At 64.7% G+C, this 14008-nt stretch carries 9 protein-coding genes; 7 read left to right on the forward strand and 2 right to left on the reverse strand.

Features of this window, described 5'->3' with window-relative positions:
• Positions 1 to 44 precede the first annotated feature (44 nt).
• The 3 genes from FXN65_RS05410 (at position 45) to guaA (ending at position 3922) form a co-directional block, all read left to right on the forward strand.
• Positions 45 to 596 carry a sugar ABC transporter ATPase gene (locus tag FXN65_RS05410; RefSeq protein ID WP_151132063.1) on the forward strand — a complete coding sequence of 184 codons (552 nt, stop codon included), beginning with the start codon at positions 45 to 47 and terminating at the stop codon, positions 594 to 596.
• Positions 597 to 794: 198 nt separating this feature from the next.
• Positions 795 to 2264 (forward strand): IMP dehydrogenase, encoded by a 1470-nt coding sequence (gene guaB, locus FXN65_RS05415; protein ID WP_151132064.1) that lies wholly within the window; start codon positions 795 to 797, stop codon positions 2262 to 2264.
• A gap of 80 nt (positions 2265 to 2344) precedes the next feature.
• The gene (gene guaA / locus FXN65_RS05420) at positions 2345 to 3922 is read left to right on the forward strand and encodes a glutamine-hydrolyzing GMP synthase (protein WP_151132065.1); all 1578 of its coding nucleotides are present in this window, start codon (positions 2345 to 2347) and stop codon (positions 3920 to 3922) included.
• Between the two features lie 166 nt (positions 3923 to 4088).
• Here guaA and FXN65_RS05425 read toward each other — a convergent pair whose 3' ends face one another.
• Entirely contained in the window at positions 4089 to 4742 is a 654-nt protein-coding gene (locus FXN65_RS05425; RefSeq protein WP_151132066.1) for an intradiol ring-cleavage dioxygenase, read from the reverse strand.
• A gap of 207 nt (positions 4743 to 4949) precedes the next feature.
• On the opposite strand from FXN65_RS05425, the gene FXN65_RS05430 reads away from it, so the two are divergent.
• From FXN65_RS05430 to FXN65_RS05440, 3 genes are all read left to right on the forward strand, one after another.
• Positions 4950 to 6314, forward strand: a complete 1365-nt coding sequence (locus FXN65_RS05430; protein WP_151132067.1) for a multicopper oxidase family protein — start codon at positions 4950 to 4952, stop codon at positions 6312 to 6314.
• 8 nt (positions 6315 to 6322) lie between these two features.
• Positions 6323 to 6814, forward strand: a complete 492-nt coding sequence (tadA, locus tag FXN65_RS05435; protein WP_151132068.1) for a tRNA adenosine(34) deaminase TadA — start codon at positions 6323 to 6325, stop codon at positions 6812 to 6814.
• Positions 6815 to 7089: 275 nt separating this feature from the next.
• On the forward strand, positions 7090 to 8346 hold the full coding sequence (locus tag FXN65_RS05440; protein WP_151132069.1) for an aromatic amino acid transport family protein: 1257 nt from the start codon (positions 7090 to 7092) through the stop codon (positions 8344 to 8346).
• A 58-nt stretch (positions 8347 to 8404) separates the two neighbouring features.
• On the opposite strand, the gene mltF is transcribed toward FXN65_RS05440, so the two are convergent.
• Positions 8405 to 9868 carry a membrane-bound lytic murein transglycosylase MltF gene (gene mltF / locus FXN65_RS05445; protein ID WP_212632326.1) on the reverse strand — a complete coding sequence of 488 codons (1464 nt, stop codon included), beginning with the start codon at positions 9866 to 9868 and terminating at the stop codon, positions 8405 to 8407.
• 166 nt (positions 9869 to 10034) lie between these two features.
• Here mltF and purL point away from each other — a divergent pair, with 166 nt between their 5' ends.
• Positions 10035 to 13931: a phosphoribosylformylglycinamidine synthase gene (gene purL / locus FXN65_RS05450; RefSeq protein WP_151132071.1), complete on the forward strand. Its 3897-nt coding sequence runs from the start codon at positions 10035 to 10037 to the stop codon at positions 13929 to 13931.
• The last annotated feature ends 77 nt before the right edge of the window (positions 13932 to 14008 follow it).

Below are 14008 nucleotides of genomic sequence, written 5' to 3' on the forward strand. Positions count from 1 at the left end.
GAGGGTTAAGCTGCGCGCCCTTTTCGATGCAGCAGGAGCCAGAAATGGAATCGAGCCAGTTGATCATCGTGCCGCAGATTTCCACCGTTCCCGGGCATCAGGCCCTGGTCGGGCGCATGCTGCGCTGGCTGGCCCAGCGCGAGGTGGTCGAAGCGCTGCCGAGCACTTGCGGGCTGCGCGGCAACCGCATGGCCTACGCCATCGCCCGCGGCGCGCGGAGTGTGGTCGAGCACCCGGAACGCCTGCCATTCGGCCAGCCGGTGAACGGCCTGGAGCTGGTGGACAAGCGCTGCATCTATACACCTACGCGCGACTTCCTCAATGAAGCGGGCTGCCCCGAGTGCCGTCAGGAAGTCGGCGAACCGCTGTTCGAGAGCCTGGAAGAATGGTGGCCGGGGCATACCGACAACTTCAGCTGCCCGGAATGCGGCTTCGAGGATGACATCAACGGCTTCCTCTTCCTGCAGCCCTGCGGCTTTTCCAATCTCGGTTTCATCTTCAACGGCTGGGGTGAAACCCGTTTCACCCAGGCTTTCCTCGACGCGTTCGGCGAACGGCTCGGATTCTCGGTGCGCCAGGTGCGGACCGATGGGTGACTGTGGGAGCGATTTCAATCGCAAAACGGGCAGGAAGCCTGTATTTCGGCTGTTTTCGGACTGTAGTGCCGCCATTTCGCGAATAAATTCGCTCCCACGACCAGAAACCCGATCTGTAGCCCGTCGGCTGCGTTGAGCAGCGGCCGTGGCCTCGTTATAATGGCGCGCTTCCAATTTTCCCGCCTGGGAGCCCCCGCCATGCTGCGCATCAGCCAAGAAGCCCTGACCTTCGACGACGTTCTCCTGATTCCGGGATATTCCGAGATTCTGCCCAAGGATGTCAGCCTCAAGACCCGCCTGACCCGCGGCATCGAACTGAACATCCCGCTGGTATCCGCGGCGATGGACACCGTGACCGAAGCCCGCCTGGCCATCGCCATGGCCCAGGAAGGCGGCATCGGCATCATCCACAAGAACATGACCATCGAGCAGCAGGCTGCCGAGGTGCGCAAGGTCAAGCGTCACGAGACCGCCATCGTCCGTGACCCGGTGACCGTCACCCCCTCCACCAAGATCATCGAGCTGCTGCAGATCGCCCGTGAATACGGCTTCTCCGGCTTCCCGGTGGTGGAAGAGGGCGAGCTGGTGGGCATCGTGACCGGCCGCGACCTGCGCTTCCGTCCGAACGTCGGTGACACCGTTGCCGCGATCATGACTCCCAAGGAAAAACTGGTCACCGCCCGTGAAGGCACCCCGCTGGAAGAAATGAAGGCCAAGCTCTACGAAAACCGCATCGAGAAGATGCTGGTGGTCGACGAGAACTTCTACCTGCGCGGCCTGGTGACCTTCCGTGATATCGAGAAGGCCAAGACTTACCCGCTGGCGTCCAAGGACGACCAGGGCCGTCTGCGCGTTGGCGCGGCGGTGGGCACCGGCGCCGACACCGGCGAGCGCGTATCCGCGCTGGTTGCCGCTGGTGTCGACGTGGTGGTGGTGGACACCGCCCACGGCCACTCCAGGGGCGTGATCGAGCGCGTTCGCTGGGTCAAGGACACCTACCCGCATGTGCAGGTGATCGGTGGCAACATCGCTACCGGCGAAGCCGCCAAGGCCCTGGCCGAGGCTGGCGCTGACGCGGTCAAGGTCGGTATCGGCCCGGGCTCCATCTGCACCACCCGCATCGTTGCCGGCGTCGGCGTACCGCAGATTTCCGCCATCGCCAATGTTGCCGCCGCCCTGGCCGGCTCCGGGATCCCGCTGATCGCCGACGGCGGCATCCGCTTCTCCGGTGACCTGTCCAAGGCCATCGTGGCTGGCGCTTCCTGCGTGATGATGGGCTCCATGTTCGCCGGTACCGAAGAGGCACCGGGCGAAGTCGAACTGTTCCAGGGCCGTTCCTACAAGGCCTACCGCGGCATGGGCTCGCTGGGTGCGATGGCGCAGTCCCAGGGCTCGTCCGACCGTTACTTCCAGGACTCCTCGGCCGGTGCCGAGAAGCTGGTTCCCGAAGGCATCGAAGGCCGTGTTCCCTACAAGGGCACCCTGACCGCCATCGTTCACCAGCTGATGGGCGGCCTGCGTGCCTCCATGGGCTACACCGGCTGCTCCACCGTCGAGGAAATGCGCACCAAGCCGCAGTTCGTGCGCATCACCGGCGCCGGCATGGCCGAGTCCCACGTCCACGACGTGCAGATCACCAAGGAAGCCCCGAACTACCGCGTTGGTTGAGGCTGATTGAAAGCTAGTGCGTCACGGGGCTGTCTGATTCAGCCCCGTGTCGTTTTTGAATTCCGTAACGAGAGATGGCCATGTCCCAAGACATTCACGCCCACCGGATCCTGATCCTCGACTTCGGCTCCCAGTACACCCAACTGATCGCCCGCCGCGTGCGCGAGATCGGCGTGTATTGCGAAATCCACCCCTTCGACATGAGCAATGAGGCGATCCGTGCCTTCGCCCCGCGCGGCATCATCCTCGCCGGTGGCCCGGAGTCGGTTCACGAAGCCAACAGCCCGCGCGCTCCGCAGGCCGTGTTCGACCTCAATGTGCCGCTGTTCGGCATCTGCTACGGCATGCAGACCATGGCCGAGCAACTGGGTGGCAAAGTGCAGGGTTCCGACCTGCGCGAATTCGGCTACGCCCGTGTCGACGTGGTGGGCAAGGCCCGCCTGCTGGACGGCATCGAAGACCACGTGGACGACGACGGAGTCCTCGGTCTCGACGTGTGGATGAGCCACGGCGACAAGGTCACCGACATGCCCGCCGGCTTCCACATCCTGGCCAGCACCCCGAGCTGCCCGATCGCCGCCATGGCTGACGATCACCGCGCCTACTACGGCGTGCAGTTCCACCCGGAAGTGACCCACACCAAGCAGGGCGGCCGCATCCTTTCCCGCTTCGTGCTGGATATCTGTGGCTGCGCCGCCCTCTGGACCCCGTCGAACATTGTCGAAGACGCCATCGCCACGGTACGTGCCCAGGTCGGTTCGTCCAAGGTGCTGCTGGGGCTTTCCGGCGGCGTTGATTCCTCGGTGGTCGCGGCCCTGCTGCACAAGGCCATCGGCGACCAGCTGACCTGCGTTTTCGTCGACAACGGCCTGCTGCGCCTGCACGAGGGCGACCACGTGATGGCCATGTTCGCCGAGAACATGGGCGTACGCGTGATCCGCGCCAACGCCGAAGACAAGTTCCTCTCCCGCCTGGCCGGCGTCGCCGACCCGGAAGAGAAGCGCAAGATCATCGGTCGCACCTTCATCGAAGTGTTCGACGAGGAAGCCACCAAGCTGCAGGGCATCAAGTTCCTCGCCCAGGGCACCATCTACCCCGACGTGATCGAGTCGGCCGGCGCCAAGACCGGCAAGGCCCACGTGATCAAGTCGCACCACAACGTCGGCGGCCTGCCGGAAGACATGCAGTTCGAACTGGTCGAGCCGCTGCGCGAGCTGTTCAAGGACGAAGTGCGCAAGATCGGCCTGGAACTGGGCCTGCCCTACAGCATGGTCTACCGCCATCCGTTCCCGGGCCCGGGCCTGGGCGTGCGTATCCTCGGCGAAGTGAAGAAGGAATACGCCGACCTGCTGCGTCGTGCCGACCACATCTTCATCGAAGAGCTGCACAAGGCTGACTGGTACCACAAGACCAGCCAGGCGTTCGTGGTGTTCCAGCCGGTGAAGTCCGTCGGCGTGGTCGGTGACGGCCGTCGCTACGCCTGGGTCGTCGCCCTGCGTGCAGTGGAAACCATCGACTTCATGACCGCCCGCTGGGCGCACCTGCCCTACGAGCTGCTGGAGACCGTCTCCAACCGCATCATCAACGAGATCGAAGGCATTTCTCGCGTCACCTACGACGTGTCGAGCAAACCGCCGGCGACCATCGAGTGGGAGTGATGCGAGTGCGCAAGCGCTAGCGAAACGGAACCGGCCAGGCCTCAAAGCCCGGCCGGTTTTGTTTTGGGGCTTGCGGGGCCGGCTCCTTGTAGATTGTAGGGTGCGCCGCGCGCACCGCCTTTCCTGCAGGGTGCGCATGGCGCACCCTGCAGGTCGGATTCAGTTGTCAGGCATTGGCGCGGGTATCGACCACCAGCGTCAGGCGCGCAATGAATCCGTCGCCGTCCTCCTCCAGCTCAGCCACCGACTGCTCCCCGCCCTGCCGGCGGTAGATGTAATCCTGCTCCCGGGGCGTCCAGACCTGGCCGGGATGTGCGTATGGTGGCCGGGTCATGGCCGGGCGGATCACCGCTTCCGGGAAGTACAACTGGCCGGTGTGGATATCCTGCTCGCCCAGATGGACCTTGAGATGGACGTGGTTGGTGCGTCCCGGGTAGTAGCCGGGAAGGATGCTGCGGAATTCCGCGCGGCCATCGTCGTCGGTGATCTGTACGCCGCGCAGGAAGCGGCTCGCGGATTCGGCGCCGACGCCGGAATAGGCGCCCTGGGCGTCGCAGTGCCAGATCTCCAGGGCGGCATCTCCCAGTGGGTGGCAAGCGTCCGCCTGCAGCACTTCGAATTGCAGTTTCAGTGGCGTGCCCGGCCTGCCATCGGTGATGTCCTGGCGCAGCAGCGCATCTTCCAGGTAGAAGGGCCCGGCAGTCTGTTCCGGGCTGAGTCGGCAGACTCCGATATTGTCGGCCTGGCCCAGGCGAGGCCAGTTCAGCAGCACGAAGCCTCCAATGCAGAACTGCACCATTTCGCGGCGGGTGGGATGCATGGGCAAGCTCCTCTCTGGCCGATTCGTCCATCCTACGCCCGGCAGGGAAGGGCGGCTGCGCCCATCGGTCGCGGCTAATGCAGATGCTTTCACTTATCTTTCACAGTCCCGGGGTGTATCTTGTGCGCCCCGAAAGCCGGCCCGGCAGAGGCTGGTTCGATTAGCCGATGGGACAGCCCCGTTCTTCCCCAGAGGAGCCTGACCCCCATGTCCTTCACTCGCAGACAGATTCTCGGTGGCCTGGTCGGCCTCGGCGTGGTCGGCCTGGGTGCCGGCGGCGCCCGTTACTGGCTGGGCCGCAGCCTGGATGCCAAGACCCACGACTACGAACTGATCGCCGCACCGCTGGACCTCGAACTGGTCGCCGGCCACACGACGCCTGCCTGGGCCTATGGCGGCCAGGCGCCGGGCGTCGAACTCCGTTCCCGCCAGGGCGACTGGCTGCGGGTGCGCTTCATCAACAAGCTCGACGAACCCACCACCATCCACTGGCATGGCATCCGCGTGCCGCTGGAGATGGATGGCGTGCCCTACGTGTCGCAGCTGCCGGTGCTGCCCGGCGAATATTTCGACTACCGCTTCAAGACCGACGACGCCGGCAGCTTCTGGTACCACCCGCACCTGTCCAGTGCCCATCAGCTGGGGCGCGGCCTGGTCGGCCCGCTGATCGTCGAGGAACGCGAGCCTACCGGCTTCAGGCACGAGAAAGTGCTCAGCCTGAAGACCTGGCATGTGGACCAGGAAGGTGCGTTCACCGCCTTCAGCGTACCGCGCGAAGCCGCCCGCGAAGGTACCCGTGGCCGCCTGACCACCATCAACGGCAAGCCGCTGCCTACCGTGGAACTGCCGGCGGGCCAGGTGGTGCGCCTGCGTATCCTGAACCTGGACAACACCGTCACCTACCGGCTCAACCTGCCGGGTGCCGAGGCGCGCATCTATTCCCTGGATGGCCACCCCGTGGAGCCCCGCAACCTGGGCAAGGAGTACTGGCTGGGGCCGGGCATGCGCATCGAGCTGGCCATCAAGGTGCCGGCCGAAGGCACCGAGTTGCCGCTGCGAAACGGTCCGCTGCGCCTTGCGACCCTGAAGAGCGTAGCCAGCAGCGAGGCCCCCGGTGACTGGCCGGCGGCGCTGCCGGCCAACCCGGTGCCGGAGCCCGACCTGGAGAAGGCCGAGGTGTTGCGCTTCAACTTCGAATGGGCCGCAACCCTGGCCAGCGCCACCGGGCAGCCGAACAACTACTGGCAGATCAACGGCAAGGCCTGGGACATCAACGACAAGACCTGCGCGGATCGCCCCATCGCCAAGTTGAAGAAGGACGGCCACTACATCTTCGAACTGCGCAACATGGCACAGTACCTGCACCCCATCCATCTCCACGGTATGGCGTTCAAGGTGCTGGACTCGGACCGCAAGTCCATCATTCCCTATTTCACCGACACCTACCTGCTGGGCAAGAACGAGACCGCGCGCATAGCACTGGTAGCGGATAACCCGGGGATATGGATGTTCCACTGCCACGTCATCGACCATATGGAAACCGGCCTGATGGCCGCCATCGAAGTAGCCTGAGCCGAACCATGCGCCAACCCCAGATCATCGATCGCAGCCGTGACGAATACTTCATGCGTGAGGCCCTCGCCCTGGCCCTGCAGGGTGCGGCGCTGGGCGAGGTGCCGGTGGGCGCGGTGCTGGTCAAGGAGGGCGAGATAGTCGGACGCGGCTTCAACTGCCCCATCTCCGGTCACGACCCCAGTGCTCATGCCGAGATGGTGGCGGTGCGCGATGCCGCCAGCCGCCTGGAGAACTACCGGCTGGTGGGTAGCACTCTCTACGTCACCCTGGAGCCCTGCAGCATGTGCGCCGGGCTCATCGTCCACTCACGGATCACCCGCGTGGTCTACGGCGCCACCGAACCCAAGGCGGGCGTGGCGGTCAGCCGTGGCCAGTTCTTCGACCAGGAGTTCCTCAATCACCGGGTGCTGGTGGAGGGCGGGGTGCTGGCGCAGGAATGCAGCGAGATGCTTTCCAGCTTCTTCCAGGCCCGTCGAGCCGCGCGCAAGGACGTCTGACTCGGACACTTCCGACAGGCTATTCGACCAAGGTCGGGACCCTTCTCACTAGACCCAGAAACCTCCTGTGCTAAGGTGCGCGGCCGCCCGAAAAGGGCGGCCCAGAGCGACTCGAGTGCGAGTCGCTGGGGAGGGTCCCTGCATGGGGCCACCGCCAGGAGGCATCCGTAATCCCGTTGTCCCGCAGTGCCCGATTCACCGTCTGACGGAAAGGCCATGGCAGCTTCAGGTCAGGGGCCTCCTGAAAACGAGAATGTGTTGTTGAGGGTGCTGTTATGAGTGAAACCAGGGTCCAGTCTTGTCAGGATCAGGTTTGGGCGGAGCCAGTCGATTCGTCGGGGCTGGCGGTCCATAGGCTGAGCTTCCTTGAAGCGGTCGCCATGATCGTAGGCACCAACATTGGGGCAGGCGTGCTCTCCATGGCCTATGCCAGCCGCAAGGCCGGTTTCATGCCCCTGCTGCTGTGGCTTGCGGTGGCGGGTGTGTTCACCACCATTTCCATGCTTTACGTGTCGGAGACCGCGTTGCGGACCCGTACCCACAACCAGCTGAGCGGCCTCGCACAGCGCTACGTGGGTTCGTTCGGTGCCTGGGCAATCTTCCTTTCCGTCGCGGTCAACAGCATCGGTGCACTGATCGCCTATATGAGCGGCAGTGGCAAGATCCTCAGTGCCTTCCTCGGCATCAGCCCGGCGCTGGGCAGCCTGCTGTTCTTCCTGCCCGCGGCGCTGGTGCTCTACCTCGGCCTGGGAGCGATCGGCAAGGGCGAAAAGTTCATCAGCATCGGCATGGTCAGCATGATCGTCCTGCTGGTGGTCGCCACCCTGGTCAATGAGAACACCGACGTTGCCCGTCTGCTGGAGGGCGACTGGATCTACATGGTGCCGGTATTCAACATCGCGGTGTTCTGCTTCTCCGCACAGTACATAGTCCCGGAGATGGCCCGTGGCTTCAGCCATGCACCGTCGCAACTGCCCAAGGCGGTGATCACCGGCATGCTGGTGACCTTCTGCCTGCTGGCGATCGTGCCCATGTCAGTGATCTCCCTGACCGGGCTGGAGAACCAGACCGAGGTCGCCACGCTGGCGTGGGGCCAGGCACTGGGGCAATGGGCGTTCTACACCGCCAACACGTTCGCCCTCTGCGCCATGCTGACGTCCTATTGGGGCCTGGGTGGCAGCTTCCTGACCAACATCTTCGACAAATTCCACAAGCTCGGTCCGGAAAACCAGCCGAAGACCCGCCTTCTGGTACTCGGAATCGTGTGCGTACCACCCTTCCTGCTGGCCTACAGCGGCATGGTCGGGTTCGTTAACGCGCTGTACTTCGCCGGTGCCTTCAGTGGCGTGATCCTGTCCATCATGCCGATCCTCATGCTGCGCTCCGCCCGTCGCCGCGGTGACCTGCAACCGGCGTGGCAATGTGGCTGGATCGCTCATCCGCTGATCCAGGTGTTCATCGTGATGATCTACCTGGCCAGCGCCGCTTATGCCCTCTGCAGCGCGCTGAACCTGCTGCCGTCCGGCTGGTGATCGCCTGAAATGAAAAAGCCCGCTTCGATGCGGGCTTTTTTGTGGCCGGAATGACGGCTCAGAGCTTTTCGTCCTGCCGGTTTTCCGGTGGGCGAGTCTTGTTGATGCCAGGCAGGTGGGTGGCGTTCTCGGCCAGTTGGCTACCTTCCATCTGCGGCTGGGTCACCCAGGTGAGGATGTCGTAGTAACGGCGGATGTTCTGCACGAAGTGCACTGTCTCGCCGCCTCGGGCGTAGCCGTAGCGGGTCTTGCGGTACCACTGCTTCTGCGACAGGCGTGGCAGCATCTTCTTCACGTCCAGCCACTTGTTCGGGTTCAGGCCCTCGGCCTCGGCCAGCTTGCGTGCGTCGCCCAGGTGGGCGATGCCGATGTTGTAGGCGGCCAGGGCGAACCAGGTGCGGTCCGGTTCCTTGAGGTCATCGGAGAGACCGTCCTTGATCATGGTGAAGTACTTGCCGCCACCGTGGATGCTCTGCTTGGCGTTCAGGCGGTTGGATACGCCCATGGCCTTGGCGGTGCCCTCGGTCAGCATCATCAGGCCGCGCACGCCGGTCTTCGAGGTGGCGGTGGGCTGCCAGAGGGACTCCTGGTAGCCGATGGCCGCCAGCAGGCGCCAGTCCACCTCGTTCTTCTGCGAAGCCTGGCGGAAATGCTGCTCGTACTTGGGCAGGCGCTGCTGCAGGTGCTTGGCGAAGGTGTAGGCGCCGACGTAGCCGAGTACGTCGACGTGGCCGTAATAGCGGTCTTTCAGGCGCTGCAGGGTGCCATCCTTGCGGGCTTTGTCGAGGAAGGCATTGACCTCGTTGTAGAGGCTGTCGTCCTCGCCCGGCGCCATGGCCCAGGCCAGGCTGGTGGCGTCGCCCAGGTCGAAGGCCACGCGCACGTTGGGGAAGTAGACCTGGTTCATCGCCAGTTCGTTGGAATCCACCAGGGTCAGGTCGATCTGGCCTTCGTCGACCATGCGCAGCAGGTCGACCACTTCCACCTCGTCGGATTCCTCGTACTTCAGCCCGGGCAGGGTGGCCTTCAGCGCCGCCAGCTGTTCGGCGTGGCTGCTGCCCTTGAGCACCAGGATGCGGCGGCCGACCAGGTCCTCGGGGCGGGTAGGGCGGCGTTCACCGTTGCGGTAGATGACCTGGGGGGTGACGTCCAGATAGGAATGGGAAAAGCGCACATCTTGCTTGCGCGCATCGCTGGCTACCAATCCTGCGGTCGCCAGCACCGGGCCATTGGCCTGGCCCAGGCGGGAGTAGAGGTCGTCCAGCTTGTCGGCGGTCTCGATCTTGAGTTCGACGCCCAGATCATCGGCAAAGCGCTTGACCAGCTCGTATTCGAAGCCGGTTTCGCCGTTGCGGTCTTCGAAGTAGGTGGCCGGGCTGTTGCGGGTGATCACGCGTAGCACACCCTCCTCCTGCACGCGCTCGAGGGTGGTGGGCTGTTTGCAGCCGACGAGCATCAGGAAGAATCCGGTAGCCAGGGCCCAGAAAGCCCGACGTGTGCCGAACACGTGTCGATTTAGCATCCACGGAGTATACGCAAAGCCTGGCGGGCGCCATATCTCGACAGGGGGCATCTTCTCTGCTAGCCGTCAGGCGACACGAGGCACCTTCAGAGGTGCCGGAATGCGGTGCTTTGCGCTAGAATGCACGGCCTCCAAGCACACCCCTTCCCCAGAGGCTGTCCCGAAGATGTTGATCCTGCGCGGTGCTCCCGCCCTTTCCGCTTTTCGCCACGGCAAACTGCTCGAGCAATTGACCCAAAAGGTCCCCGCCGTCAGCGGACTCTACGCCGAGTTCACCCACTTCGCCGAAGTGACTGGCGTACTCAGCGGGGAGGAAGAGCAAGTACTGGCCCGCCTGCTCAAGTACGGCCCCAGCGTCCCGGTTCAGGAGCCCAGCGGCCGCCTGTTCCTGGTGGTGCCGCGTTTCGGCACCATCTCGCCCTGGTCGAGCAAGGCCACCGATATCGCCCGCAATTGCGGCCTGGCCAAGATCGAGCGCCTGGAGCGCGGCATCGCCTACTACGTGGCCGGTGAGATCAGTGACGCCGAGGCGCAACTCGTCTCCAGCACCCTGCATGATCGCATGACCCAACTGGTGCTGGCCGGCCAGGAAGAGGCCGCCGGCCTGTTCAGCCACGCCCAGCCCAAGCCGCTGACTGCCGTGGACATCCTCGGTGGCGGCCGCGCCGCCCTGGAGAAGGCCAACGTCGAACTGGGCCTGGCCCTTGCCGAAGACGAAATCGACTACCTGGTGAAGAGCTTCAACGAACTGGGCCGCAACCCCCACGACGTCGAGCTGATGATGTTCGCCCAGGCGAACTCCGAGCACTGCCGCCACAAGATCTTCAACGCCAGCTGGGATATCGACGGCCAGGCGCAGGAGAAGAGCCTGTTCGGCATGATCAAGAACACCTACGAGATGCACCGCGAAGGCGTCCTGTCGGCATACAAGGACAACGCTTCGGTGATCGAGGGCTTCACCGCTGGCCGCTTCTTCCCGGACCCGGTGACCCGTCAGTACGGCGCCACCCAGGAGCCCGTGCACATCCTGATGAAGGTGGAAACCCACAACCACCCGACCGCCATCGCACCGTTCCCCGGCGCCTCCACCGGCTCCGGCGGCGAGATCCGCGACGAAGGCGCTACCGGCCGCGGTGCCAAGCCCAAGGCCGGCCTGACCGGTTTCACCGTTTCCAACCTGCAGATCCCCGGTTTCGAGCAGCCCTGGGAAAAGCCCTACGGCAAGCCCGAGCGCATCGTCACCCCGCTGGACATCATGATCGAGGGCCCGCTGGGCGGCGCCGCGTTCAACAACGAGTTCGGCCGTCCGGCCCTGACCGGCTACTTCCGTACCTTCGAACAGGCCATCGACACCCCCCACGGTGAAGAGGTGCGCGGCTATCACAAGCCGATCATGCTCGCCGGCGGCATGGGCAACATCCGCGCCGAGCACGTGCAGAAGGGTGAGATTTCCGTTGGCGCCAAGCTGATCGTCCTCGGCGGCCCGGCCATGCTCATCGGCCTCGGCGGTGGCGCGGCTTCCTCCATGGCCACCGGCGCCAGCTCCGCCGACCTGGATTTCGCCTCGGTACAGCGCGACAACCCGGAAATGGAACGTCGCTGCCAGGAAGTGATCGACCGCTGCTGGCAGATGGGTTCGGAAAACCCCATCAAGTTCATTCACGACGTGGGTGCCGGCGGCATCTCCAACGCCCTGCCGGAACTGATCAACGACGGTGGCCGCGGCGGTCGCTTCGAACTGCGCGCCGTGCCCAACGACGAGCCGGGCATGAGCCCGCTGGAAATCTGGTGCAACGAGTCCCAGGAGCGTTACGTGCTCTCCGTGGACGCCGCTGACTTCGAGCGTTTCAAGGCCATCTGCGAACGCGAGCGCTGCCCCTTCGCCGTGGTCGGCGAAGCCACCCTGGAGCGCCACCTGACCGTGGCCGACAGCCACTTCGGCAACAAGCCGGTGGACATGCCGCTGGAAGTCCTGCTCGGCAAGCCGCCGCGCATGCACCGCTCCGTCAGCCGCGAGGCCGAGCTGGGCGATGACTTCGCCGCCGCCGAACTGGACATCGAAGAAGCCGTCAGCCGTGTGCTGCACCACCCGGCCGTTGCCAGCAAGAACTTCCTGATCACCATCGGTGACCGCACCATCACCGGCCTGGTGGCCCGCGACCAGATGGTCGGCCCCTGGCAGGTCCCGGTAGCCGATTGCGCCGTCACCGCCACCAGCTTCGACGTCTACACCGGCGAAGCCATGGCCATGGGCGAGCGCACTCCGCTGGCCCTGTTGAATGCGCCGGCATCCGGCCGCATGGCCGTGGGTGAAACCATCACCAACCTGGCTGCCTCGAAGATCGAGAAGCTGGGCGATATCAAGCTCTCCGCCAACTGGATGGCCGCAGCCGGTCACCCGGGCGAAGACGCTCGCCTGTACGACACCGTCAAGGCCGTGGGCATGGAACTGTGCCCGGCGCTGGGCATCACCATCCCGGTGGGCAAGGACTCCATGTCCATGAAGACCCGCTGGCAGGATGAAGGCGCGGACAAGTCCGTCACCTCGCCGCTGTCGCTGATCGTCACCGGTTTCGCGCCGGTCACCGATGTGCGCAAGACCCTGACTCCGCAGCTGCGCCTGGACAAGGGCGAAACCGACCTGATCCTGGTCGACCTCGGCCGTGGCCAGAACCGCATGGGTGGCTCCATCCTCGCGCAGGTCTACAGCAAGATCGGCCAGCAGGTACCGGACGTTGATGACGCCGAGGACCTGAAAGCCTTCTTCGCCGTGATCCAGGGCCTGAACGCCGATGGCCACCTGCTGGCCTATCACGACCGTTCCGACGGCGGCCTGCTGGCCACCGTGCTGGAGATGGCCTTTGCCGGCCACTGCGGCCTGGACCTCTACCTCGACGCCCTGGCCGACAACCGTGAAGGCCTGACCTCCGTCCTGTTCAACGAAGAACTGGGTGCGGTCATCCAGGTTCGCCAGGACGCCACGCCGGAAGTGCTGGCCCAGTTCAGCGCCGCCGGTCTCGGTGATTGCGTTGCCGTCATCGGCCAGCCGTTCAATGGCGCCAACGTCGCCATCAGCTTCAATGGCGAAGCCGTGTTCGGCGGCGAGCGCCGCATGCTGCAGCGCCAGTGGTCCGAGACCAGCTATCGTGTCCAGCGCCTGCGTGACAACGCCGACTGCGCTGACCAGGAATTCGATGCACTGCTGGAAGAAGACAACCCCGGCCTGTCCGTCAAACTCAGCTTCGACGTCAACCAGGATATCGCCGCGCCCTACATCAAGAAGGGCGTGCGTCCGCAGGTGGCGATCCTCCGCGAGCAGGGCGTGAACGGCCAGGTGGAAATGGCTGCCGCCTTCGACCGCGCCGGCTTCTCCGCCATCGACGTGCACATGAGCGACATCCTCGCCGGCCGCGTCAGCCTGGAAGACTTCAAGGGCCTGGTGGCCTGCGGTGGTTTCTCCTACGGCGACGTGCTCGGCGCCGGTGAAGGCTGGGCCAAGTCGATCCTGTTCAACACCCGTGCCCGTGAAGGCTTCCAGGCCTTCTTCGAGCGCAAGGACAGCTTCGCCCTGGGCGTGTGCAACGGCTGCCAGATGATGTCCAACCTGCACGAACTGATTCCCGGCACCGAGTTCTGGCCGCACTTCGTGCGTAACCGCTCGGAGCAGTTCGAAGCCCGTGTGGCCATGGTCCAGGTGCAGGAGTCGTCCTCGATCTTCCTGCGTGGCATGGCCGGTTCGCGCATGCCGATCGCCATCGCCCACGGCGAAGGCCATGCCGAATTCGAGAGCGAAGAGGCGTTGCTGGAAGCCGATCTGTCCGGCTGCGTGTCCATGCGCTTCGTCGATACCCACGGCAAGGTCACCGAGACCTATCCGGCGAACCCCAACGGCTCGCCCCGTGGCATCACCGGCCTCACCAGCCGCGACGGCCGCGTGACCATCATGATGCCGCACCCGGAGCGCGTGTTCCGTGCCGTGCAGAACTCCTGGCGCCCGGACGAGTGGCAGGAAGACGGCGGCTGGATGCGCATGTTCCGCAACGCCCGCGTCTGGGTGGATTAATAGCCGGCCGAAGGCCATCTGATGCCCTTCTCCCGCCTGCGGGAGAGGGTGCCCGAAGGGCGGGAGAGGGCTGTTCC

The organism is Pseudomonas lalkuanensis (genome assembly GCF_008807375.1).
GTDB lineage: Bacteria > Pseudomonadota > Gammaproteobacteria > Pseudomonadales > Pseudomonadaceae > Metapseudomonas > Metapseudomonas lalkuanensis.

Coding starts and splice junctions, on each gene's coding strand:
- guaA (WP_151132065.1), top strand. CDS start 2,345: ATGTCCCAAGACATTCACGCCCACCGGATCCTGATCCTCGACTTCGGC.
- purL (WP_151132071.1), top strand. CDS start 10,035: ATGTTGATCCTGCGCGGTGCTCCCGCCCTTTCCGCTTTTCGCCACGGC.
- tadA (WP_151132068.1), top strand. CDS start 6,323: ATGCGCCAACCCCAGATCATCGATCGCAGCCGTGACGAATACTTCATG.
- guaB (WP_151132064.1), top strand. CDS start 795: ATGCTGCGCATCAGCCAAGAAGCCCTGACCTTCGACGACGTTCTCCTG.
- FXN65_RS05440 (WP_151132069.1), top strand. CDS start 7,090: ATGAGTGAAACCAGGGTCCAGTCTTGTCAGGATCAGGTTTGGGCGGAG.
- FXN65_RS05425 (WP_151132066.1), bottom strand. CDS start 4,742: ATGCATCCCACCCGCCGCGAAATGGTGCAGTTCTGCATTGGAGGCTTC.
- FXN65_RS05410 (WP_151132063.1), top strand. CDS start 45: ATGGAATCGAGCCAGTTGATCATCGTGCCGCAGATTTCCACCGTTCCC.
- FXN65_RS05430 (WP_151132067.1), top strand. CDS start 4,950: ATGTCCTTCACTCGCAGACAGATTCTCGGTGGCCTGGTCGGCCTCGGC.
- mltF (WP_212632326.1), bottom strand. CDS start 9,868: ATGCTAAATCGACACGTGTTCGGCACACGTCGGGCTTTCTGGGCCCTG.